At 58.9% G+C, this 23,568-nt stretch carries 20 protein-coding genes; 6 read left to right on the forward strand and 14 right to left on the reverse strand.

Going from position 1 to position 23,568, the window contains the following annotated elements; genetic code table 11:
* Positions 1-107: 107 nt before the first annotated feature.
* Together FRZ40_RS41440 and FRZ40_RS41445 are read left to right on the forward strand one after the other, a co-directional pair.
* Positions 108-872, forward strand: a complete 765-nt coding sequence (locus FRZ40_RS41440) for an SDR family NAD(P)-dependent oxidoreductase (RefSeq protein WP_147238149.1) — start codon at positions 108-110, stop codon at positions 870-872.
* Positions 873-946: 74 nt separating this feature from the next.
* Positions 947-1,663 (forward strand): pirin family protein, encoded by a 717-nt coding sequence (locus tag FRZ40_RS41445; RefSeq protein ID WP_028370732.1) that lies wholly within the window; start codon positions 947-949, stop codon positions 1,661-1,663.
* A gap of 95 nt (positions 1,664-1,758) precedes the next feature.
* Here FRZ40_RS41445 and FRZ40_RS41450 read toward each other — a convergent pair whose 3' ends face one another.
* Both FRZ40_RS41450 and FRZ40_RS41455 read right to left on the reverse strand, forming a co-directional pair.
* Positions 1,759-2,307 carry a Cache 3/Cache 2 fusion domain-containing protein gene (locus FRZ40_RS41450; RefSeq protein WP_240057495.1) on the reverse strand — a complete coding sequence of 183 codons (549 nt, stop codon included), beginning with the start codon at positions 2,305-2,307 and terminating at the stop codon, positions 1,759-1,761.
* Positions 2,308-2,410: 103 nt separating this feature from the next.
* The gene (locus FRZ40_RS41455) at positions 2,411-2,704 is read right to left on the reverse strand and encodes a hypothetical protein (RefSeq protein WP_147238150.1); all 294 of its coding nucleotides are present in this window, start codon (positions 2,702-2,704) and stop codon (positions 2,411-2,413) included.
* 545 nt (positions 2,705-3,249) lie between these two features.
* Between FRZ40_RS41455 and FRZ40_RS41460 the strand changes: the two genes are divergently transcribed.
* Positions 3,250-3,762 carry a DUF3455 domain-containing protein gene (locus tag FRZ40_RS41460; protein ID WP_028370730.1) on the forward strand — a complete coding sequence of 171 codons (513 nt, stop codon included), beginning with the start codon at positions 3,250-3,252 and terminating at the stop codon, positions 3,760-3,762.
* Here the strand turns inward: FRZ40_RS41460 and FRZ40_RS44250 are convergent.
* The 3 genes from FRZ40_RS44250 to FRZ40_RS41475 all read right to left on the reverse strand — a co-directional run bounded on the left by FRZ40_RS44250 (position 3,753) and on the right by FRZ40_RS41475 (position 9,977).
* Complete coding sequence (locus tag FRZ40_RS44250; protein WP_158647080.1) at positions 3,753-3,893, reverse strand: hypothetical protein; 141 nt, start codon at positions 3,891-3,893, stop codon at positions 3,753-3,755. The genes FRZ40_RS41460 and FRZ40_RS44250 overlap by 10 nt on opposite strands.
* A gap of 264 nt (positions 3,894-4,157) precedes the next feature.
* Positions 4,158-5,531, reverse strand: coding sequence for an FAD-binding oxidoreductase (locus tag FRZ40_RS41470; RefSeq protein ID WP_147238152.1), 1,374 nt, complete (start codon positions 5,529-5,531; stop codon positions 4,158-4,160).
* 783 nt (positions 5,532-6,314) lie between these two features.
* Positions 6,315-9,977 (reverse strand): CheR family methyltransferase, encoded by a 3,663-nt coding sequence (locus FRZ40_RS41475; RefSeq protein ID WP_147238153.1) that lies wholly within the window; start codon positions 9,975-9,977, stop codon positions 6,315-6,317.
* Positions 9,978-10,393: 416 nt separating this feature from the next.
* Between FRZ40_RS41475 and FRZ40_RS41480 the strand changes: the two genes are divergently transcribed.
* Positions 10,394-10,954, forward strand: coding sequence for a lipocalin family protein (locus tag FRZ40_RS41480; protein ID WP_147238154.1), 561 nt, complete (start codon positions 10,394-10,396; stop codon positions 10,952-10,954).
* Between the two features lie 598 nt (positions 10,955-11,552).
* On the opposite strand, the gene FRZ40_RS41485 is transcribed toward FRZ40_RS41480, so the two are convergent.
* The 9 genes from FRZ40_RS41485 to FRZ40_RS41525 form a co-directional block, all read right to left on the reverse strand.
* Positions 11,553-12,059, reverse strand: coding sequence for a hypothetical protein (locus FRZ40_RS41485; protein ID WP_147238155.1), 507 nt, complete (start codon positions 12,057-12,059; stop codon positions 11,553-11,555).
* Between the two features lie 306 nt (positions 12,060-12,365).
* Complete coding sequence (locus FRZ40_RS41490) at positions 12,366-13,166, reverse strand: NYN domain-containing protein (RefSeq protein WP_147238156.1); 801 nt, start codon at positions 13,164-13,166, stop codon at positions 12,366-12,368.
* 364 nt (positions 13,167-13,530) lie between these two features.
* Complete coding sequence (locus FRZ40_RS41495) at positions 13,531-14,532, reverse strand: LysR family transcriptional regulator (protein WP_147238157.1); 1,002 nt, start codon at positions 14,530-14,532, stop codon at positions 13,531-13,533.
* Positions 14,533-14,667: 135 nt separating this feature from the next.
* The gene (locus FRZ40_RS41500; RefSeq protein ID WP_147238158.1) at positions 14,668-15,975 is read right to left on the reverse strand and encodes an MFS transporter; all 1,308 of its coding nucleotides are present in this window, start codon (positions 15,973-15,975) and stop codon (positions 14,668-14,670) included.
* 127 nt (positions 15,976-16,102) lie between these two features.
* Positions 16,103-16,957, reverse strand: coding sequence for a class II aldolase/adducin family protein (locus tag FRZ40_RS41505; protein ID WP_147238159.1), 855 nt, complete (start codon positions 16,955-16,957; stop codon positions 16,103-16,105).
* Between the two features lie 148 nt (positions 16,958-17,105).
* Positions 17,106-17,819, reverse strand: a complete 714-nt coding sequence (locus FRZ40_RS41510; RefSeq protein WP_147238160.1) for a GntR family transcriptional regulator — start codon at positions 17,817-17,819, stop codon at positions 17,106-17,108.
* A gap of 55 nt (positions 17,820-17,874) precedes the next feature.
* Positions 17,875-18,888, reverse strand: a complete 1,014-nt coding sequence (ilvC, locus tag FRZ40_RS41515) for a ketol-acid reductoisomerase (protein ID WP_147238161.1) — start codon at positions 18,886-18,888, stop codon at positions 17,875-17,877.
* Positions 18,889-18,988: 100 nt separating this feature from the next.
* On the reverse strand, positions 18,989-19,999 hold the full coding sequence (locus tag FRZ40_RS41520) for a PDR/VanB family oxidoreductase (protein WP_147238569.1): 1,011 nt from the start codon (positions 19,997-19,999) through the stop codon (positions 18,989-18,991).
* A gap of 90 nt (positions 20,000-20,089) precedes the next feature.
* Positions 20,090-21,637 carry a Rieske 2Fe-2S domain-containing protein gene (locus tag FRZ40_RS41525; RefSeq protein WP_147238162.1) on the reverse strand — a complete coding sequence of 516 codons (1,548 nt, stop codon included), beginning with the start codon at positions 21,635-21,637 and terminating at the stop codon, positions 20,090-20,092.
* Positions 21,638-22,166: 529 nt separating this feature from the next.
* Between FRZ40_RS41525 and FRZ40_RS41530 the strand changes: the two genes are divergently transcribed.
* A complete protein-coding gene (locus FRZ40_RS41530; RefSeq protein ID WP_147238163.1) occupies positions 22,167-22,718 on the forward strand; it encodes a hypothetical protein in 552 nt (183 codons plus the stop codon).
* Positions 22,719-22,822: 104 nt separating this feature from the next.
* On the forward strand, positions 22,823-23,515 hold the full coding sequence (locus tag FRZ40_RS41535; protein ID WP_147238164.1) for a GntR family transcriptional regulator: 693 nt from the start codon (positions 22,823-22,825) through the stop codon (positions 23,513-23,515).
* The last annotated feature ends 53 nt before the right edge of the window (positions 23,516-23,568 follow it).

Below are 23,568 nucleotides of genomic sequence, written 5' to 3' on the forward strand. Positions count from 1 at the left end.
GCAATTAATTCTATTTCGAAAAGATCGAGCCGTCGATATTCTCCTCACATCGCAGCACGCAACACCGAACGTCTACATCCACTGAACGAAACGAAAGGAGCAATACCATGGCACGCAAGCTCGACAACAAGATCGCACTCGTCACGGGCGCAACCAGCGGCATCGGCCTCGCTACCGCCGAGCGTTTCGCGGCTGAAGGCGCGCACGTCTATCTCACGGGCCGCCGTCAGGCCGAACTCGATGCTGCCGTGAAGGGCATCCGCGAAGCGGGCGGCAAGGCGACGGGTGTACGCGTCGACTCCACGAAGCTCGGCGAGCTCGACGCGCTGTATGCGCAGATCAAGGAAGAACAGGGACGGCTCGACGTGCTGTTCGCCAACGCAGGCGGTGGTTCGATGCTGCCGTTTGGCAACATCACCGAAGAGCACTTCGACGACACCTTCAATCGCAATGTGAAGGGCGTGCTGTTCACGGTGCAAAAGGCGCTGCCGCTGCTGGCCAAGGGGGCATCGGTGATTCTCACGGGTTCGACGGCAGGCAGCGCGGGCACGGCGGCGTTCAGCGTGTATTCGGCTTCGAAGGCGGCAGTACGTTCCTTCGCACGCAACTGGATTCTCGATCTCAAGGACCGCCATATCCGCGTGAACACGATCAGCCCGGGTGCGACCCGCACGCCCGGCCTGCTCGATCTGGCCGGTGACGACGCCGCGCAACGTCAGGGTCTTGCCGACTACCTGGCTGCGCAGATCCCGATGGGACGTCTGGGCGAACCCAATGAAATCGCGAGCGCAGCGCTGTTCCTCGCCTCGGACGAAGCGAGCTTCGTGAACGGCATCGAGTTGTTCGTCGATGGCGGTCAACAGCAGATCTGAGTGTGGCCTGGGCAGGCGGATGCGGTCATCGATGACCGCACCCCACGCCCGGCGCCCCCGAACGGAACATCATCATGATCGAACATCGTCCTTTTCTCTCGCTTGGCGCAATCCGGCGCGACTGGCTCGATGCACGGCTGCATTTCCGCTTCCATGAAACCGGGCGCACCGGCCATGCGCCGCTGGGCCCGCTTTACGTGTTGAACGACGATGAATTTGCGCCGCGTTCGGGTTTCGGTCTGCATGCTCATCGCGACGTCGAGGTTGTCACATGGGTGCGCTCGGGCGCGATCACGCACGAAGATGATGCGGGTAATCGCGCGCGGCTCGTCGCCGATTCCGTTCAGGCGATGAGTGCAGGCGCTGCGATCCTTCACGCCGAGCGCAACGAGGAAAACGTACCCGCGCGGCTTTTTCAAATCTGGTTGCGCCCGCGCATGCCGGGCGGTGCGCCGCGCTGGGCCACGCGAGTCTGTTCGCCCGAACTGCGCGAAGGCCGCTTTGTCACGCTTGCAAGCGGCGATCCGGATGACGTGGACGCGGGCGCACTTCCCATCAATACCGATGCACGCGTGCGTATTGCAACCCTACGAGAAGGCACAAGAGTGCAACACACGTTGCCGATGCCAGGTTCCGCCTACCTGGTTGCCGATCATGGGCGACTCGAGGTGGGACACGTCTGCCTCGCGCCACGCGATGGGGTTGCGGTTCGCAATGAAGCGCAAGTTACGTTGACGGCGCGCGACGACACAGATGTCGTGATCGTCGAGCTCTTGAAACAGGGCGACTGAAGCTTTTGGGCTGCATAGCAACGACGTCTACGGGCGGCTCGTAGCGTCAAGCGCGTCTCTATGTAGAACCGCGAAGCGTGACGGCCAGCGCGCGCTCACTGCGGTTTTGGATAGCCTACGTAGTAGATACCGATGACGGTCCCGCTGGAATCGTGTATCGGTTCATAACCCGTCACATAGGGTTTGCCAAGAATATCAGCATCACCGTAGTACGCATCGCCCTGGCGAATGGCGGAAATTGCCTTGCCCTTTGGATCGAGGACAGTCCCGATGGCCCTCGATCCGTCGGTTTTCTGCACGTTTGTCGCCACACGAACGAAGTCATCGCCGCTTTTCACGAACAACGTCGCGGTGCCGCCCATCGCCTGCTTGACCTCATCGACCACAGCGAAGTTGTTATTCATCTTGGTTGCACCAAAGTACAACGCTGGCACCTGCTTTCCTGCAACAGAGTCCTCGCCTTTTACGACCGGTGCGCCCAACTTCGCAGTCTTACTCTTAAGCAAAGTCATGGCTTGTTTGACGGACTCTGATGATTGTGCACGACTACTCGTATGGAACAACGAAACGGATGTTCCCATTACGCACAGTGCCAGCACAAGAATCATGCGCGAAAGAAAACTGCCACTTGTCCTGTTATTCATGATGTCACCCTCCAAATTGGAGTTACGGATCCGGCGAGGCGGAGACCTGCCCATGACGGGCCGGCAAGCTATTTAGTGCTCCAGGTTTTCAAAGCCGGTTGATCTATATCAGTCCACGTCGCATGTAGCTGAAATTTACTTTGGCGATCGGGCATGTTTTTAGTTTGGTGCTTACACGAACGACGCTGGAACTGCGATCTTCGGCAGCCTGCCAGTTGATGCCCTTTGACATTGCCTCCACGCGGTCACGCGAGCGGGCGCCTGGAATCACGCAAGCGACGCTCTTGCCCGGCGTGCGCTTGACTGGCTCGCCCGCTGCAAAGCATCGAAATCTACATAATTGACGTGGATCAACCAGCGCGTCGACCGGGAGCGTAACGTCGGTGGGAGCCTTCATGGAAGCGCTCTTAGGAGAGTTCATCATGTTCTCGCCCACGCGCGCGTTTTCGCTCTCTGTTCACCGGAGTTTGTGGTGGCTGGTGATTTCGCGGGATGAGATATGCACTGTTCGCGCAATACGCGACTCTTCGACCCAATTCCCTTGACATCTACCCATTCGAAAGAACGCTCATCCGTCGCGTTCATTCGAATAGTCTGCTTTTAATTGGCGTAACTTCAGCTCATGCGGACACGGCGACGACAGCGACCGTGGGCCGCATCAGGTTATGAAACTATTCGACGGGAAAATAGGTTTGTCGGTTGCGTTACGTCTTATAGTGACTATGTCACAACCTCCCAAAAACAGATGACGTCTTCAGGAACGAGGGTCGACTAGTGTGTTGGCGAATGCAAGAAGAATCCGATAATGCGCTTCTCTAATCAGCTGTTCTCTGACCAGTCTACGTTGCGAGCGACCGCGAATACGACTCGTGGAAATTACGTGGCCAATGTCTCTGTCGGCAGCCACTCCGCGTCGTGCTCCATTTCTTGAAGGTGAGAATCATGTTCAGGAATTATCTGCACTCTGGCTTTGCGACGGTCATTGTATCGATCCTGTCTGCGTGTGCGACGACGCCAGCAGATCCAGTCAGTTCTTCCATCGACCCGCCTCAGGCCGAGCGCGTGATGACGTTGGTGGCATCTGGCGTGCAGACCTATTCGTGTGAGTTCGACGCGCAACATCATCTGAGTTGGGTGTTCAAGAGCCCACAAGCGACGCTGTACGATGAAAGGGGGCATGCGGCAGTCTGGCACATCGCCGGACCGACATGGGGGGCGCAAGACGGAAGCCGGATTACAGGGCGGGTGCTTGCGCAGCGTGCGAGCGAAACGCCGGCGAGCATACCGCAACTCCTGCTCGAAACTCATAGCACGTCCGGCGTCGGCGTGCTGTCGGTTGTCCGGTATGTGCAGCGAGTGCACACCGTTGGAGGATTGATGCCGACAGCACCGTGTTCGACGGAACACGAAAACGGTAGCTCGCCCTATTTTGCGGATTACGTTTTCTATCGGTAGTGGTACGCGCTTTTTATGTTGCCGTTTTCGTCATGCAGAAGGGAAACCGATGAACGCACGCCGGTGATCACTGCACCGATGCCGCCGCAGTCATTGCCGGGCAGCAACGCCAGCGCGGCGATGATCGCCACCGTGACTGCCGGCAAGTATGTTGACGGAACACTACGTCCACATCGTTATCGGTGTGGTGCCGAGTCTGACTCTGAACGGCGAACCGTGCTGTTTGGCCCATCGCTCCAGGGTCAAGTGAAGTTTAGCGGGCGCCATCTGAAACAGGTTTCCCGGCAGGGGCAAGCCAGACGGGCATGGCAGATCTGCGAGCGTTCGTGCATTCTCCTTCGGGTCGAGATGAAGGTCTGCCATGCTTTCCTCCGCTTTGCTCGCCACAACCGCCTTCAGGCCAGCGGACGGATGTTCTGGTTCACGTGGAAGAAGTTCGTCGGATCGTATCTGGCCTTGATCTGCTGAAGACGTCGGTAGTTGGGACCGTATGCTGCAGCCTGCTCGCCCGTGTCATCGTCGTCCAGATAGTTGACGTAGCGACCCTCGGCAAAGAAAGGCTGCATCGCTTCGTAGGTCTCGCGAGCCCACGCGATGCATGCGTCGGAGTTCTCCGGTTGCATCCATTGAGCGAGCACCAGGAAGTTATAGCCTTCACGGCGGTGAGGGAAGGCCGTATCGCTCACATCTACGCGGGTGACCGCACCGTGGAAATGCTCGAGCAGCAATTGGCCCATTGTTGTTGGACACCGCGCGAAGCATCTGATCATGGTGTCGATCGCAGCGTCGCTCAGCTCGGTGAGGAAGCTTGACTTCCAGTAGTTGAGAGCGCCTTTCGGGAAATTGGCGTCGAGCATCCTGTTGAGCTGGCAATACGGCATCGGCCCAACGGCATCGACAATGGGATGCCCGAACTGTTTGAGCGGCCGCATGGCTCGTTCGGCGTCTTCCGACAATCCACAATGACTGGCGACGAGGACAGCCACTTCCTTGCCGGAGCCGTCCGGCGCATGCGTCAGCGTCGCGTACAACGTCTGCTCGTCAGAGAGCGATCGTGTGCTGTCGCGGAAGAATTCGAGCAGGGCGCGCGCACGTTCGATCGGGTGGACGATCGGGCCGCCCATAATGGTTGGTCCAACCGCGTGAAGTGCATACTCCAGGCTCGTGGCGACGCCGAAGTTTCCGCCGCCGCCTCTAAGCGCCCAGAACAGCTCGGGCTCCCGGTCCTTGCTTGCTCGCAACACTTTACCGTCGGCGGTGACGAGATTCACCGCCCGCAGGTTGTCGAGTGCCAGGCCGTATTTGCCCATCAGCCACCCCACCCCGCCCCCGAGAGTCAGCCCGGCGATACCCGTGCTGGAGACCACACCGCCGGTGACAGCCAGGCCATGCAACTGCGTCTCGCGATTGAGCTCGCCCCAGGTAACACCGCCTTGCGCCCAGGCTGTTCTACTTTCTGGATCGACGTGGATGCCCCTCATCAGCGAGAGATCGACCACCAACCCGTCATCGATCATCGCCCGTCCGGCCACGTTGTGACCGCCGCCGCGAACGGCAACCTCAAGGCCGAGTTTTCGGGCGACTTCCAGAGCTCCGACAACGTCGGCCACGCCGTGGCATTTGGCGATCAGGGCGGGCCGCGCGTCGACGAGACCGTTGTGGACTTTTCTCGCGTCCTCATAGCCGGCATCCGCGGGTTTCAAAAGCTGCCCCCGGAAGGTGGCAGCAAGCTCGGCCGCAGCGTCGGCCAGGGATCCAGTCGGCAGCATGGATTTGTCTCCTTGAAACCGGACCCGGCTACATACGTCCGGATTGAAGCTGTTTCACCTGATTTGTTATAAGGCGCCACCGGCCGTACGTGCAGCCTAATGCGAGGCGCTATCCGCCATGCTTTTCTCCGCGCTCAGAAACAGACGTCAGACGTAATTCTCCTTGCTGCGCGAGTGTGTCCATCAGACCGCATCCTCGTTGAACCTTACCAGGAGCACCGCAGTTACATTCGATGCTCATAGTCCCGATTTCTAAGGGAACATCAAAATGAACAAGAAAAGCAGCTGGCGCCGGGCCATCAAATTTATTTCCCATACATCGAGCGGTAGTTCCGGGCCCGTACGACGCAAGATCCTCGATGAGCATGTACTTCGCGTTGCGGGCCTGGCGAGTCTCGGCATGTTCCTTCTGAGTCTCGGGCCGATATACGCATTGGCCCGCACTACGTCCGATACGCGTCACACGTCTGCGCATGCGCCGCATGTGGTTTCTGCGGTCGTGGGCGGCGCAAGTCAGGTGGGAACCGAAGCAGATCGGTGACAGTGCTGCGGAAATTTTGCAGAAAGTGCACTGTTTTTTGTAAAGCGAGTTATGTTTTTTTGCATTAAGCGCGCACGAAACGGTCGTCGCGGTTGGTCGTGGGACGCCGTTCGGCCACTTCCAGCCGTTCGCGGTGTTCGTCATGCAGTCATTCGAACGGCTGCACCGCACGGTGTTACTGACCGTCACCGATCGTAATGCGATGGATGCTGTTGCCGGGCCGCTTTACCTTTGAGAAGTGGTCATCGGCCACGGCCGAGCAGGAGCTTCTCCAGCAGCGCCTGGGCATTCACCGGCTTGGGCAGATGGTCGTCGAAGCCCGCGGCGATCGCCGCGTCCCGGTCCTGCAGCGAGGCGAGGCCGCTGAGCGCCAGCGCGTAGACGCGCCGCCGGCCGCTTTCTCGTTCGCGAACGCTGCGCAGCAGCGCGTATCCGTCGGCGCCCGGCATGGCGACATCGCTCACGAGGATATCAAACGAGCCGGCCGCGAGACAGGCTAGCGCCTCCCTCGTGCCGGAGGCCGTCTGCACCTGCGCGCCATGGCCACGCAGCAGGTAAGCCAGCGCCTCCAGCGCCTGCCGGTCATCGTCGACCAACAGGAGCGACAGGCCACCCAGCGTGGCCGAACGGTTCGAAACAGGCGCCGCCGAATCCTGCCCGGTCACTGCGCATTGCGCCAAAGGCAGCCGCACGGTGAGCCGCGTACCGCGGCCTTCGCCTTCGCTGCTGGCTGCCACTGTGCCGCCATGCGCCGCGACCAGGTGCTTGACGATCGACAGCCCCAATCCCAGTCCACCGTATTCGCGCGTGCGGCTCATGTCGGACTGCATGAAACGATCGAACAGATGAGGCAGCAGGTCGGGATTCACACCGATGCCGTTGTCGGCGACCGAGAGTTCGATCAGCGGGCCCAGCCGCGTAAGTGCGACCTCGACGCGACCACCCTGCGGCGTGAACTTCAACGCGTTGCCGATCAGGTTGGACACCACCTGCTGCAGGCGGCGCGCGTCGCCGCTGACGACGGCCTGGTCGTGCAGCCCGGAGGTGACGAGCGTCATATCCTTCGTCGCCGCTGCCGGCCGATGACCTTCTACCACGGTGCGCACGGCCGCCGCGAAGTCGACCGGCTGGGAGTCGAGCGCGAAGCGGCCGGAGGTAATGCGCGAGACATCCAGCAGGTCATCGATCAACTCTGCCTGTGACTGGCATTGACGCAGGATCGTCTCCACCGCGCGTAGCGCGGTCTTCTCGTCGGTGTTCAGCCCACGTTCGCTGGCCGCCTTGAGAACCGCCGCCCAGCTGGCGATAACGTTTAGAGGCGCGCGCAGTTCGTGCGAGACGAGACCCAGGAAATTGTCCTTGGCAGTATTGGCTCTCTCAGCGTCGCGCTGGGCGGTCTGTGCCGTGTCGACGGCACGCTTGAGCTCGTCGATGTCCTGCACGGAGAGCACAGCGCCGTCGATCCGGTCGTCAGCCGTCCGGTAAGCGCGCACGTTGACCAGCCACCAATGGCCCTCGGTGTCCTGGTATTCGCGCTCCACGTCCGCCAACCCCTGGACGGCGGAAAGCACCATGCGCTCCAGGTCGCCGGTAGAGAACAGGTGACTTAGCTGCGCCATTGGCTGCCCGACGCTGTCTTGCGGGAACCGGAACAGCACCTGGGCCTGCGGCGAGAAATGACGTAGCCGCAACTGTTTGTCGAGCAAGACCACCGGCAACGGGATGCCTTCGACGAGGTTACTCAGGTCATCGTTGGCGCGGTCGAGCTGCTCATTCCGCGTCCTGAGCTCGTCGTTGAGCGAGCCAAGTTCCTGGTTAGCTGACTCCAGCTCCTGCTTGGCCAGTAGCAGCTCCTCGTTGGCGCTTTGCAGTTCCTCGTTGGTGCTGAGCATCTCCTCATTCGCGGTGCGCAACTCCTCATTCGCGGATTCGAACTCGGCCACGACAGCTTTTAACTGCGCCTGTGTCGCCTCGAGTTCGTCAGAAAGCGTTGTGACCGTGCGCTCCAGTTCCTGTAAATGGCCGTGTGCTGGGTGCGGGTCGGAGTTCGTGCTGGGCGCCGTGAGCGATTCGAGGGGCAACGGCTGCAGCGTAACCAGAAAATGCGGGACAAGGTCTTCGGCGCCCACGGGTAGTACCTCAAGCGCGTATCGCTTGTCGCCCAGCGGCACGCGTTCGCGCCGCACCGGCTGTCCCGTCCGCCGGGCTTCGATCAGCGCGGTGCGCACCGGCACATTCAGCTCAGGGTTCAGCAGGCGCGGCAGGGCTAGCGAAGCTTCGCCGCTTGCCGGCGCTACCAGATCAGAGACGTCGCCGCGGAACTGCACCACGTCACCCTTCTCGTCGACAACGAAGCCGGGCGGGGCATAGCGCTCCAACGCCGTGCGGGTGGCTGCTTCGATAACCGGATCCACTGGCTGCGGGCGGCGAGCGGGTAGCGCGCCTCCTTCGCTCGACCATGGCCGCAATGCATCTATCGGGAACAGCGCCTGCTGCCGCTTGGCCACCGGAATCTTGCGGTACAGGTGTGGCGCGCCCGCGTGCTCGAAGCCTTCCGCACCCGATGCTGCCTCCGCGCGGCCGAGCAGCACGAATCCGTCGGGGCGGCAAGAGTAATGCAACGCCTCCAGCACATGCTGCTGCGCCTCCTTGCGCAGGTAAATCAGCAGGTTTCGGCAACTGATCAGACCCATGCCGGAGAAGGGAGCGTGGGTCAGCACGTTGTGGCGGGCGAACACACACATATCGCGAATCGACTTGCGCACAACGTAGCCGCCGGAGGTCGCGGCGAAAGTGCTCTCGCGGAAAGCCTCGGGTACGTCGTCGATCGAGCTTGAACTGTACCGGCCTGCGCGGGCAACCTCGATCGACGCCTCGTTGATATCGGTGCCGAAAATTTGCACCCGGCGATGCAGCGCCGCGCGATCGAGCGCGTCCTTCAGCAGCGTAGCGATCGTGTAGACCTCTTCACCTGTCGAGCAGGCAGGCACCCAGACACGGATCGGATCGTCGTCCATCTCCAGCAGAGCCGGAATCACTGATTGGCGCAACACGTTGACAAACTCGGCATCCCGGAAGAATGCGGTCACGCCGATCAGGATGTCGTCGCGAAGCGCCGCAGCCTCACGCGCATCGGTACGCAGCAGCTGCAGGTAGGCGGCAACGTCACGGTCCTTCTGCAGCAGCACGCGGCGCAGGAAGCGCCGGCGCAGGTTCACGTCCTTGACGTAGACGAGATTGATGCCCGTCTTCTGCTGTACAAGCGACAGCGCGACGCCGAGCGCGTCGGTGTCATCCGTCTGCCCATCGGCTATCTCTTCCCGGCGCGCAGGGTCGCCGAAGCGTCGGACAAGGCATGCGGCCATCTCTTCCGGTGACAGCACCTCGTCCACCAGGCCGGTGTCGATCGCCGCTGTGGGCATGCCCTGATGGCTGGCCGTTTGCGGCTTCTGGGCAATGACGAAACCACCGGAAGCCTTCAGGTCCACCAGGCCCGCGGCGCCATCCTGACCCGTTCCGGAGAGGATGACGACCGCGCCGTTCAGGTCCGGATCCTGTGCGAGCGACGCAAGGCAGGCGTCGATCACCAGATTTGGGCCGGCTTGACGGCGAGTGAGGCGAAAGTGCCCGTCCAGCGCGATCACGCCAGCGTTTTCGGGGAGCACGTAGACCCGGTCATGCTCGATCTTGCGCAGATGCACCAGTTTTTCGACCGGCACGCGCGATTCTGCCTGCAGGATGTCGGCAAGCTGGCTTTCCTCGCCTGGATCAAGGTGCGTGATGACAAGTGCGGCGAAGCCGGGATCGCGTGGCAGCGCGCCGATGATCGTGCGCAGCTCGTTCAGGCTGCCTGCTGACCCTCCCAGTACGACCACCCGTAACAACTCTGAAAGCAACGACCCCATGGTCGCACTCCTGCTTGTTCTAATGGTGAAGTGGGCGGCAGTCTAACCCAGCGCGGCTAACACGTCAGTGCGAGCAATCCTTGTGCCCGGTGCAATTCATGATCGCCAGGGCCTCGATGCCATCTGACGGCGAAATCAGACATTCGCCTGTGCGGCAGCGTGCGACCGGGCTTGATCGCGGGCATGCCGACCGTCTCGGTGGATGCGGCGACCTTTCTTGTCCACCAACGGTTTAGTTCGGGACAAGTCGACGGCAGAAGTGGGTCGACGTGAGCCAAACGGGGTGACCAGCGGACGCGCGAGAATCGAAGTTGGCTTGCACTAGCCTTCCGTAAGCGTCGAATTAATCACTCGGCGTGATTCATCGTACTGGACATTGATATATTCATCGCTTTCGTCCAAAGGACAATCCAGCCATGAAAAAAAAGATTATCGCCATTGCGCTGGCCGGAACGGCACTGCTTCTGGGAGCCTGCACGTACATTCCCCGACCCGGGCCGGTCGGCAATCGCGCCGTGCCGCAGCCGACCCGGCCGGTCAACCTCACCGAATACATGGGCCAGTGGTACGAACAATTTCGCTACGAGGCGTCGTTTGAGAAGGACATGGACGATGTCACAGCGACGTACTCGCTCAACGACGACGGCACGGTCAAGGTCATCAATCGCGGCCGTAAACCGGGCGGCTCTGGGGATTTCAGGGAATCGGTCGGCAAAGCGAAAATCGCGGACCCAGAAACGAATGCAAAACTGAAAGTTTCATTCTTCGGGCCGTTCTACGGGAATTACTGGGTGCTAGATCATGCCGACGATTATGACTGGGCAATTGTCGGCGAGCCGTCGGGCCGTTACCTGTGGGTACTGACGCGCGCAGCGCACCCCGCACCCAGCGTCCTGGCCAGTCTGGAGGCTCGCGTGAAAGCACTTGGTTACGATTGGTCGCTCGTCAGGGTGACGAAACAGAGCGGACCGTATTGAGGCGACGCCGCTACCTCATCATCGATTGAGTCAAGGTACTCCAGACAAGCGGAAGGAGACCTCAGCAGGCAGGGCCGATTCGAGAGTGCGTGGCACAGATGAGGGCGCTGCGGCGCCGCGTTCCTGTAATCACCGGGTTCGGGCAGTTTGGGACATTCGACACTCGCTCGTAATTCGTTGACAATCCCGAATGAACGTAAGCTAACGGCCGTGATTGATCGCCCCTCAAACACCACGTTCAACGGACACGAGCCACCAATGCGGATTTGGGCACTGACACGGACGTCCCTTGATGGCCGAGGCACAAGCCAAGGTGCGGCTAGGAAGGTCGAGATCGAACAGCTTAACGATGGAAGCTTTCTACTGATGCGGTACGAAGCCGTAGAAGCGGCACTTCCGACCTCGGATCATTGGTACGCCTCAATCGAAGAGGCATATGACGACTGCGATCACGTCTATGGCATCGGTCGAGACGATTGGCTGCAACGGTGAGCGTGCTGACCGTCGCGCTTGGACGCGGGCCGCAGTGCGGTCTGAGCGGACAGTCAATGAGGCTTTAACAAAGGCTGTTGAAACCAGGTTGCTCAACCCGGTTGCTCTATTTTTTCGACAGAGCCATGTAGTAGTCAGCAATATTATCTTCGGAGCCTTTTGTGATCCGATTGAACGCTCGTGCCCATGGCCAGAAGCTCCTGCCAGCGGTGGTTCGCAGGCCCGGGAATCGGTCTTCTCCAAGAGTGACCATACCCCATTCGCCCCCGTGATTGCGACGATACACCTCACCCACGTAACTCCCATATGCTTTTGCAAACGACATAACTTGTTCGTCCGTTGGCTTGGGGTTCGCGCCGATATATGACGAATTCATACGCGCCAGTGCCTTCTCAACATCTGCAATGCTCGCGTCCGACCAATCAAGTTTGATTCCGAACTGCTTCCCGGAGAAATCAACGGCGTCCATTGCGTAAGCTTCCGCAACCTTTTGAATTTGGGGATCAGGAGAAAACGACTGATTAGTTGGAGTGTCTGCCAAAGCAGCTTCCCCGAGCGAGCCAATTATTAAGGTAAGCAACGCTGCCGCAAGGCGCTTCGCGATTATTTTCAATGGGCTTCCCTTTACGAAATTTCCGAATCGCTTCGGAGAAGCGGATCTTGGCTCTCGCGCCCGTGAATCTTGCGCGTTGACCTGCCGAACCAACTATGTAAACGGCCGTTTTGGGGAAATCTAAAGGTCCCTTCCGGGTCGGGTTGTGCCTTTGCATCGAGCACACGGCCGAGGCGATCGCCGCGCTCGGTTGTCGGACACTCGTCGGCCTAGCAACGGACGTTTTTGATCGCTAGTCCTGTGTCGTTCAGAAGACCGTCTCACTCTGAAAGCTGCCACTCGTCAGCAATCGGTGCCGGACGTTTATCAAGCTTGAGCACGGATCGCAGGGACCTCGCTAGCAGGACTGTTTTCCTTCGATTCCGGGTGTGCCAGGCTCACGGTGTAGTGGCCACCGTTTTCCTTTCTAAGGGCGAAAAGGTTGTTAGCCTTCAACATGTCCAATAAGCCAGAGTGACCGTAGGCACCTGGAGAAAAACCTGGGTCGGTTCGTTTAAGGTATTGGCCCAACGAACCCAGATGAACTTGTCCATCGGGCATGCTATTCGCGAGCAACGCTACGGCTTCCACAACGAACTTTGGCCCAGGTGTAATGGCCCGCACCTTTGGAGAATTCATGCTGGGTTGCTGTGGTGATTCGGCTGATGTGCCGTCCGTCGATGCAGTGACCGGCACCCAGTCAAAAAACTGATCGCTCGAATTCCGCAAGGCCTCCGGGGTTTTCGATTCACCGACGATAGAGACAGCAGCTCCGCGCTCCCGGAGCTTGCGGCAGAGATAGGCAAAGTCCGAATCGCTGGTCACGAGGCAAAACTTGTCTGCTCGATTGTCGAACATGACTTCGAGGGCGTCGAGCGCGAGGGCTATGTCAGCTGTGTTTTTGCCAGCCGCGTACTGGAATTGCAGGCAGGGGGTGAATGCCTGCCGAACCAGCGCCTCTTGCCAGTTCTTGGTGAGCGTGCTGTGATTACCGTAGCCTCGACGAAGCACTACTCGTCCGAACTGGGCGGCAACGCGCAGGGCGTAATCCAGAATCTCTGGCCGCGTGTTGTCGCAATCGACAAGTACCGCAACGCGAGATTCAACAGGAGGTAGTGACGCGCCCATCAATTGACCTCGTCAGATTACAGAGTGTCAATATAATAGCGGTAAATCGGGGCCACCACAGCCCATTTGAAAGACCTATTGCAGCCTTGCGTTCCGGTACCCGTCCTTATTCATCAATGCACGATGGATCGATCTCACTGAACCCACAGCGGACAAACGAATTGATATTCATGCGTCGGTTCAGCTTCAGTAACGGCCGCTTGCGCGAGAACCGCACGAATGGCCACCCAAGGTCGACGAACGTGTTATTTTGCATGAAGCAATTGTCGCGCTCGGTCCAGGGACACAGTACGGCCAGTTTCTGCCGCTCATGCGAGCCACACAGCGGTCATTCGACCGGCCGGTTCATTTGCTAAACGGACATTCACTCCTTCAAAACGTCGATTATCTGGCCGCTGCCGGGAGCAACGGCGCCAGCGCTGTCAGGGCTGAAACACTGATGCTCTTCCAGCAATTGAGAGTCGCGAGTAATTGCCTTCGGAATGAAGTGACGGAGAAACTCAACCCAGGTTCGGATTCGAGCGTCGATGTATCTTCGCGAAGGATGAAGTGCGTAGATGTTCATCTTTTGCAAAGTGTATTCAGGAAGAACCCGAATCAAGCTGCCGTCAGCGAGACCTTCGAGCGCCGTATACACCGGCACGACCCCGATGCCCATGCTTGCACGCACGGCCTTGGCCACAGCCTCTGCCGTGTTCAGCTCCACAGGGCCGGAAACTTTCATTGACTCGGGACGACCGTGACTCTCTAGCAGCCACTCGAGCGCTGGAAAGGCGGGCGTCCGCAAGGGGAGGCACTCGTGATTGACCAGCTCGGCCGGCGCTGACGGAATTCCTTTCTCGCGCGCGTACGCCGGCGATGCACAAAGAATGCTGAACGAACTCCCGAGCAGGTGAGAGATGAGGTCCGAATCCGGTAGCGCCGAAGACGTGGCTACGATGGCGACGTCAGTAACCCCCTCGAAGAGTTCCGGGGCGCGCTGGGAAAGCGTCAGGTCGACTGAGACTTGGGGGTAGCTTGCACGGTACCCCTTGATTGCTGGCAGGATGTACGACAAGCCTACGCTTGCAAAGGCGTGGATGCGCAGTTTTCCCATTGGTCGCGATTGTGCTTTGCTTGCTTCCTCATCCGCACGGCTGACGTCTTCCAGAATCTGCCTGCACCTCTCAAGGTATATTTCACCGGCTGGCGTAAGCGCGACCTTGCGAGTCGAGCGATTGAAAAGCCGTGTTTGCAACCGTTCCTCAAGGTCGGCGATGGCTCGTGACATTGCACCTGGGCTGGTGTTCAGCGTATTGGCTGCGGCCGTGAAGCTTCCACATTCAACGATGCGCACAAAGACGCGCATCTGACTGAACGTATCCATCGTTTTCCTTCTATGAGGCGGGGCTCAAGCATTGCTTGTTGGATTACCCACGAGACGAATTCTTCCGATGGGCTTGATGACAAACAAGCCGGCACGAGTGTCTGCCCGTGGCGGCTTTTCAGAGTAACGATGAAGCTATCGGCGACGATTGTTCACGAGGGTAGGCGGGACGAAGAGAACAAGCAGTCCTCCGATGACGAGGCTCACTGCCAGCGCGAGCACCCCACCACCTGCCGAGCCGGATGCCTGCTTGATGACACCAATCAGCGACGGGCTGACCACGCCGGAAATGCTGCCGACCGAGTTGGCGAGTGCCAATCCTGCAGCCGCGGCTGCGCCCCCGAGGAAGGCGGGAGGAATAACCCAGAACTGCGAGATGGTGGTCATCACGCCCATTGTGCCGATTGTCAGCGCGATCATCGCCGCCAGGGTTGAGCCCGAAAACCATACGCTCATCGCGAGACCGAATGCACCAACGAGGCCCGGGACAATCAGATGCCAGCGACGTTCGCCGGTGCGGTCTGAGTTATGACTTACGAACACCATCGCCAGTGCGCCAGCGGCGTAGGGGACCGCAGTCAGCAATCCCACATGGAACGGGTCGGACACGCCGCTCGACTTAATCAGAGTGGGAAGCCAAAAGCTCACACCGTACAGCCCCATTGTGTAGAAGAAGTAGATGGCGCTGACCAGAAGGACCTTTGGGCTAAGCAAACCGTCCTTCAGGGAATGTAACGCGCTCGCGGGAGCTTCTTCCTTGAGCTTCTCCTCAATCAAATCCTTTTGTTCTTCGCTCAGCCACTTCGCGTCGCGTACCTTGTCGTCAAGATAGAAAAATGCGGCGATACCCAGGAGCGCAGTCGGGACGCCCTCGACCAGAAAAAGCCATTGCCAGCCGGCAAAGCCGTGCGAACCGTTGAATGCCGTCATAATCCAGCCGGACAGCGGCCCACCAATGACACCAGACATGGGGATGCCGGTGAGGAAAAGCGCGGTGACTTTCGAGCGCCGCGATGCCGGAAACCAGTACGTCAGGTAAAGCACAATTGCGGGAAAGAAGCCTGCTTCCGCGACGCCAAGCAGAAACCGCATGACATAAAACATCGTCGGCGATCTAACGAACATCATTGCGGCGGAAATGAGACCCCATGTAACCATGATTCGCGCAATCCAGCGCCTTGGCCCGACACGCAAGAGCAGCAAATTGCTTGGAACTTCGAAGAGCAGATAACCGACGAAAAAGACGCTTGCGCCAAATCCATAGACCGCCTCGCTGAAGCCAAGGTCACTAAGCATCTGCAGCTTGGCGAAAGCGACGTTGATACGGTCAAGATAGGCAAACAGGTAACAGACAAACAGGAACGGTAATAGGCGCCACGTCGCTTTCGTAAAAGCGGACGTGTCCGCGCTTTCCACGTAGGTGGCAGGGATGTGGGAACTCACGGTATGTCTCCTAGGGGCCTTCGCGTAAGCGGCGGGCGTCTGTTTTTTTGACTCTTCTCCGCCGAGGTCTGATTCGTGCACGCGCGTCAGATCAACGGCGCGCACGAACTTGCACTGCGCTCTCTGATTAGTCGAACATATCCTGCTGGGTATTGACCAGGTCGCTCCAGATGGTCTGGAAGTGCAACCAGCCAATGTAGTCGCTGCCTACGTGTTCACGGCTGTAACGGGCGCGTTCCGGCGTGACTTCCTTTGGCGTAATACCGGTGGCTTCAATCATCAACTGCTGCTGGCAGCAGCGCTCGAGCGCGATGAACCAGAACGCGGCTGAGTCGATGCTGTGACGGCTCGCCGTCAGGAGCCCGTGATTCTGGTGGATGGCAGCTTTCACGCCTGCGAAGGCATTCGCGACCTTGTTTCCGCCCTTGACTTCCACCGCGACCTTGCCGGCCTCGTCGCCAATGACGACGTGGTCTTCATAGAAAGCTGCTGCGTCTTGCGAAATCGGAGCCAGCGGCCTGCCGAGCGAGGCGAATGCAGTTCCGTAGGTCGTGTGCGCGTGGCACATGGCGACGATGTCCTGATGCTGCTCGTGGACTGCTGCGTGCAGGACGAAGCCTGCGCGATTGATGGCGTATTCGCCTTCGACAACGTTGCCCTGATGGTCTGCACAGATGAGATTGGACATCTTCACCTGCGAGAAGTGAACGGCCATCGGGTTCGTCCAGTACAGCCCCGGGTTCTCCGGGTCACGAACCGTCAGGTGACCGGCGAAGCCGTAGTCAAAACCCTGGAGGGCGAACGCGCGGCACGCGGCAACCAGACGCTCCTTCAGATAGGTGCGATGCTCCTGCACGCTCTTGAATTTGGGCATCGTGGGGAAAATCAGCCCTTCCTGGTCTGGCTCGTAAATCGAGATTTTGCCCGGCTTGAGAATTGAATCCTGCTTGGTTTCCGATTGCGCTTCAGCGATTGTTGACATCAGATACTCCTTTATCGAGTGGGGGAACGCATAGACAAACGATGGTTGTTCAGAATGCATACATGAGCCGTATATGTAACTGGTTCGTAGTACATATAGATGAAAGTTCGCTCTCGCCGGCTGACGCGAGATGGCTAAGACGTAAAAATCAGGCCAACACCTCCTCGGCTGATGCCTTCACGTCAGCCATTAGGGTGTGGGCTTGCAGTAGAACTTCGAACTCGCCAATCAGATGCTGATGAGCTCGCTTGGCATGAAGTTCGGACAGGCTCATCGCCAGGGCTGCATCGCCCCGTTCAATCGCCCTTGCGATGGCGGCGTGCTCTTCCCAGATAGACTCCCGTTGCGCGGACACCTGCAGGATTGCTCCCATGACGCGCCTTAGGTGCACCCAATGCCCTCGTGCTGTCTCGCCGATGAGCCGGTTGCCTGAAGCGCCATAGACAGCAAAATGGAAGTCCATATCTGCGTCTATCATTGCGCGAACACTGCTGGAGGTAGATGCGGCGCATCCACGGTCAAAGAGTTCGGGGTCCAACTGTGCTCTCTTCCCAGCTGCAAGCTTCGCAGCGAGTGCATCGAGCGTGCCGCGGATTTCGTAGACGTCGCTCAGATACTGTGCGTCTAGCGGCGCGACGAGCACCCCTCTGCCTGGCGCATCCTGGACCAGCCCGTCCTTCTTGAGCAGTCGCAGCGCTTGATGGACGGGGGAGCGAGAAACCGCAAGTTGCTCAGCGATATCTTCCTGAGTTAATCGGGCGCCAGGACTAAGCGCCCCCTCGCAGATGGCATCAACGAGGGAGTTGTAAACCTCTTCGACGTAATCGGTGCGTGACTGGATCTTGAGCAACTTCGATGTCATCGTGTACCCCGTTGGTGTTGCGTCAGCGACGTCCAGCCGTGACAAGGCTCGAAGCCTAGTTCTTCGAGCGGTCGACGAGTGCGCCCCTGCTAATCCATGGCATCATCCCGCGCAGCTTTGAACCCACGACTTCGATCGGGTGTGAAGATGTGATGCGTCGGCGGGCCTCAAGCGTCGGAGCGCCAGCCTTGTTCTCAAGAATGAAGTTCCTCGCGTATTCACCCGTCTGGATGTCGTGAAGGATCGCTTTCATAGCATCCTTCGTTTCGGCCGTCACGATTCGCGGACCCGCGACGTACTCACCGAACTCGGCGTTGTTCGAAATGCCGTAGTTCATGTTGCTGATGCCACCTTCGTAGATGAGGTCCACGATGAGCTTCACTTCGTGAAGACATTCGAAGTACGCCATCTCGGCAGAGTAGCCCGCTTCCACGAGGACTTCGAAACCGGCCTTGATGAGGTCGACGAGACCGCCGCAGAGGACCGCCTGCTCACCGAAGAGGTCGGTTTCGGTTTCTTCGAGGAAGCTGGTTTCGATGATGCCTGCACGGCCTCCGCCATTCGCCGCCGCGTAGGCGAGGGCGATATTGCGAGCTGAGCCTGATTTGTCCTGCGCGACAGCGATGAGGTGCGGAACGCCACCGCCTGACGCGTAAGTGCTTCGTACGGTGTGTCCCGGTGCTTTCGGGGCGACCATCATTACGTCGAGGTCAGCGCGCGGGTTGACTTGACCGTAGTGGATATTGAAGCCATGCGCGAAACCGAGGACCGCCCCATTGCGAACGTTCGGCTCGACTTCTGCCCGATAGACCTCCGCGATTTGTTCATCGGGCAACAGCATCATGAGGATGTCAGCTTCTTTGACTGCCTCGGTAATGCTCTTTACAGTCAGCCCCGCGGCTTTTGCCTTCTCCCAGGATGGTCCTTTGCGCAAGCCAACGCAGACGTTGATGCCGCTGTCCTTCAGGTTGAGCGCGTGAGCGTGACCTTGCGAACCGTAGCCGATGATTGCGACGCTTCGGCTTTTCAGAAGGGCGAGGTCGGCATCCTTATCGTAGAAGACTTTCATGCTATTTCCAGATTGGTGCACCAATGGGTGCGTATTCGAGCGATAACGCGTCGAAATCGAACCACGTAGGAGACGCAGTTCGGGTTCAGTTTGTTCGTGGTTATAGGTCCAGCACCAAGGTCTTGCTCACGGGTCTGGAGACGCAAATCGTCAGAAATTCCTTTCGGTCATCGTCATTCAGGATGAAATCGTTGTGCTCGACTTCTCCTTCGAGGTAGCGAACCTTGCAAGTCGCGCACAAGCCGGCGCAGCATGAGGTCGGGACTTCAATGCCCGCCTCATTCAGCGCTTCGCTGACGTTCTGATTGGGTCCGACATGTACAACCTGGCCCGTGCTGGCAATCGTGACGTCACATCCGTCCTGGTTTTCAGTGCCGGCGGGCTCTCGCTTCGGCTGCTCCGGTGCCTTGAAATGCTCGAAGTGCACGGTGCCTTTGGGCCAATGACTTGCGGCGTCAGCGCAAGCCGCCATGAATCCGCCCGGGCCGCAGTAATAAACATGCGTCCCTGGCGTGGGCTCGCTCAACAGCGCGCGCAAGTCAAGCTGGTTCGCTGCTTCGCCGTCGTCGAAGTGATAACGAAGCTGACCCGTGCGCTGCATGCGTTCCAGCTCGGGGCCGAAGGCCGCCGCTTCAGCGCTTCGGGCACAGTAGTGCATGACAAAATCGACACCACGCTCTTCCAGTTCGTGTGCCATCGCCTTCAACGGCGTGACGCCGATGCCGCCCGCAATCAGGATGACCTTTTTCGCGTCGTCGGAAAGCGAAAAATGATTCCGGGGCTTGCTGATGGTGACAATGTCCCCAGCCGAAATGCTTTCGTGCACGGCGCGCGAGCCACCGCGGCCGTTTTCGTCCTTGAGTACGGCGATGACATAGCGATTGCGCTCGGCGGGCGAGTTGCAGAGAGAGTACTGCCTGATGGCGCCGTTCCTCAGGTGGATGTCGATGTGCGAACCCGCTTCGAAGCGGGGTAGCGCCTTTCCGCTCGGACTTGTGAGTTCGTACGAATTGATGCCTTTGCCTTCGTAGCGAATCTGCTTCACACGAACATCGAGCGTAGCGGCTTCGATATCTTCAACCGCTTCTTCTCTTTCCAATACTGTGTTCATGATCTTTTCCTTCCTGGCGAGTAGCCAGCCGAACGTGCTTGCAGCTGGTACCGGTGCGCGCCGACTCACAGGAGTGGCGCTTCCGCCTTGTTAGCCCTTGAGCGACTGCTCGAGTTCTTCGAACTTGTTGCGGACGAACTCGCTGCGTTCTTCACCCTTCAAGCTGTCGCTTTCGGTAAGAATCTGGACGACCGCCTTCAGAACCTTGCGACGACGCGTTACTTCTTCTTCGACGGTCGCGCCCTCGGCAATTTCGAAGACGTTGCCTGAGCAGAAGCTGTTGGGGGAGCCGCCTAGTGCGCGGAACCATTCGGCGAAACCTTGAGCGGACGCCGCTGTATTCGTGCCGCGGACTGCGTCGCGCAGCATCTTGCGGAACTGATAGAGGCCGGCGTCGAACTTCGTCGGATTTTCGAGCGCGTGGACTGCGATCGGGCGTTGGCTGATGATGGCTTCGTAGTCGCCCGGCGCATATTGAGCCTGCTTGTAAATCGCGCGCTCACGATGATTCGGCGGAATCGGCGGCATATCTTCGAGCTTGTATTGACCGAAGCGCTCCGGACGGCGCATCGCGACCTGACCTTCGAGGAAGTCGATGGTCTCGTAGCCGACCATTTCCTTGTTACCCACGCCGCGGGTGTCGATGCCCGGACCCATGACGCGCCAGCCAATCATCTTGCTGTTTTCGTCATCGACGGGCACCGTCCAGCGGATGATGTGGAAGCGGCTGAAGTACTTCTTCTTCGAACCATCTTCCGACGTGTATGCGTGCAGGCTCAGATTCGGAAGGACCTGATGCTGGACGCGCACAAAGAGACGGTCCTTGTTGACACGACGCGCACCGGCACACGCCAGACTGCGACCGCCTTGAACCGGCACGAAATTCATGTCGGGAGCGACTTCCATCGACGCGGCACCGACTTCGTCGAATGTCGTACCCTGGTAGTTACCGTCGACAACGTTCTTGCCGGCGTGCAGCGCCGTGGGGTGGTAGTTGTCTGCAGCGTTGTCTTGAACCTGCAACCAGTTGCAGTGCTGGAAGTTGCTGTACGGGACCAGTTCGTCGCCAGGCATTACCGTGTAGTCGCCTTCCCATTCCGGGAACGGCGGTTCTTCTTCCGGCGGACCCATGTAGGCAAAGACGAGGCCATTACGCTCGACGGCCTTGTAAGCGCCTTGGCGAATCGAGCATGCGTACCTCTCGGCTTCCTTCTCTTCGCCCTTCGGGAACGGCACATGGAGGCATGCGCCATCCACATCGAACACCATTCCGTGATAGCAGCACATGATGCCGCGCTCCTGGATGGCGCCGTATTCGAGCGATGCGCCACGGTGCACGCAATGCGCATGCAGCACGCCGACACGACCGCTCTTGTCGCGGAAAGCGACGAGCTCTTCGTTCATGATTTTGAGGAAGCGGGGCGTGTCGGTCAGTTCCATGGACATACACACCGGATGCCAGAACCGGCGCATAAATTCGCCCGTCGGGGTGCCCGGCCCCGTTTCCGTGAGCTCGGGGTCGTGCTCGGGTGTGCGGTTGGCGTAGTAACCGCCGAACGGAATCAGCTTCTTGGCGACCGGAGCCGAACCTCCTCCGGTGCGCTTCTGTTCATCCATCTTTTCCGATTTGACGCTCATGACTTCCTGCCTCCAAGAATTGATAGGGACCACACTCAGGTGTTATGGCCAGAACTGTCCACCGACTACCGTGTTCTGAACTCTGTATTCAAAGATTAAGTGCGCACTGCGCGAATGTCTCTATGGGTAAACACTCAGACGCGGGTTTTTTGCGGTCTAGGAAGGTCGGGCAGCGTCGTCAGGGAAATGTGTGCTCACAGCGGAGCAGTGGCGGCAAGCGATTGAATTTATAAAGGTTTTTTTGACGCACTTCGCCTTGCCGCATCGATCTAACACGCCGTTATGCTGCTGGCTGAAACGGTCCTTCCGTTTCTGGGCACAAATGCGCGCCTCGATTTCAGCCACGTTCGAGCTTTGGCCTGTCGACGATGAATGGCCCCTGTCGTCTGGTAGACGTCCTCGGTGTTTGTACCGATATGCCCGCCATCTTCAAACACCTTACGCTCTCTGTATACAGTAGTCGGTAGTCGGAATGCATTTGCTCGGCAATCCTCGACTGCTTCAATCTGGAGACAAAGGAACAGACGCGATGAAAATGCCTGATTACCTGATGGTGTCAGAAGGCACGGCGCCCGCACGGAAGGCATACCCGATTGGCGAGACGGGCTTTTCATTTAAGGAAGGCGAACGGCCCAATTCGGCGCTGGCTTTGTGGATAGACGCAGACGCGATTCCGCAGGCGGCCTGTGCAGTCTTGCAAGCAAAAGGGCAGTTTGAAGGATTGACCGGTCTGATACGCGTGCTAACGGAGGTTGACGGATTCGGCCGATTTCGCGCCGGGTGGGTTCTGGGTCGGACGACCGATGGCCTTGTGTCGATTGTCGTGCGGGATGCAAATCACTGCAGCGCGAAAGGCCTGCTTGATGATGCTGCCTTCGGCGTCAGACAAGCCGAGCGGTATTGCGCGACTTCTGTTGTCGTTCTTGTTCAGCAAAGTGACGCAAACGGTAGTCGCGGGGCACGGGAGGTGCTTGAAAGCGCGTTCATGGCGAGCTATGTGCAACCAGACCAGTTGTACGCATCCAGGCTGCATTCGGAAATCCCGCTCTGGTTCGCGTGCTTGTCCCCAGTCGTCTGTTGATTGAATGGACAAAGTAAAGCCTGTCCCCTTTTATTCCAGACAACCCATCGCGCCTGGCAATGCTGGTAAGCTGACAGTATTCTGTATTCACAGCGCTTGTCATCATGCCAGCAAAACTCTTGAAATTGCAGTCGCGACCAGACTATGTAGACGAAGTCTACAGAGTGCTGCTTGACGCCATTAGCGAGGGCTCGCTTGCTCCGGGAACGCGCATCGTTCAGGAGGAAATCGCGGAGCAACTCGCCGTATCTCGCTCTCCCGTACTGCAGGCATTCCGGCTCTTGAAGAAGGACGGCTTGGTCGAGGACGCGCCCGGACGCGGATTGCAGGTTGCGCCGCTCGATGCGCGACGCGTCGGGCATCTCTACGAACTGAGAGGCGCGCTGGACGCCCTTGCTGCCCGTCTCGCCGCTAAGCAGCGGGTGAAGTTAGACAAGGCGCTGATTGCTAACGGCCGCAGGGCATCGAAGGGTGGCGATATCAAGGCCATGATTGAGGCTGACATGGCTTTTCACGCTGCTATCTATTTGGCTTCTGGGAATCCATTGATAGTCGAGAATGCGCGTCTCCATTGGATACATCTGCGACGCGTGATGGGCGCTGTGCATCAGGTAGTAGGCCAGCGCAAGACAGTCTGGGACGAACACGCCGCGATAGCGGACGCTATCGCAGATGGCAACGAAGCGCTTGCCGCTGAACTCAGCATGCGGCATACGGAATTTGCGCGAGAGAACCTGGTACAGCACATGACCGCGTCAGCTGCTGCCGGAGGTGGTGCTTCGAGTTCAGTTACCTGAAACTTTACCGCCGACGTTCGTGCGAGAAGGTCGAATCGTCGCGCCATAGTTCG

Source organism: Paraburkholderia azotifigens, from assembly GCF_007995085.1.
Classification (GTDB): domain Bacteria; phylum Pseudomonadota; class Gammaproteobacteria; order Burkholderiales; family Burkholderiaceae; genus Paraburkholderia; species Paraburkholderia azotifigens.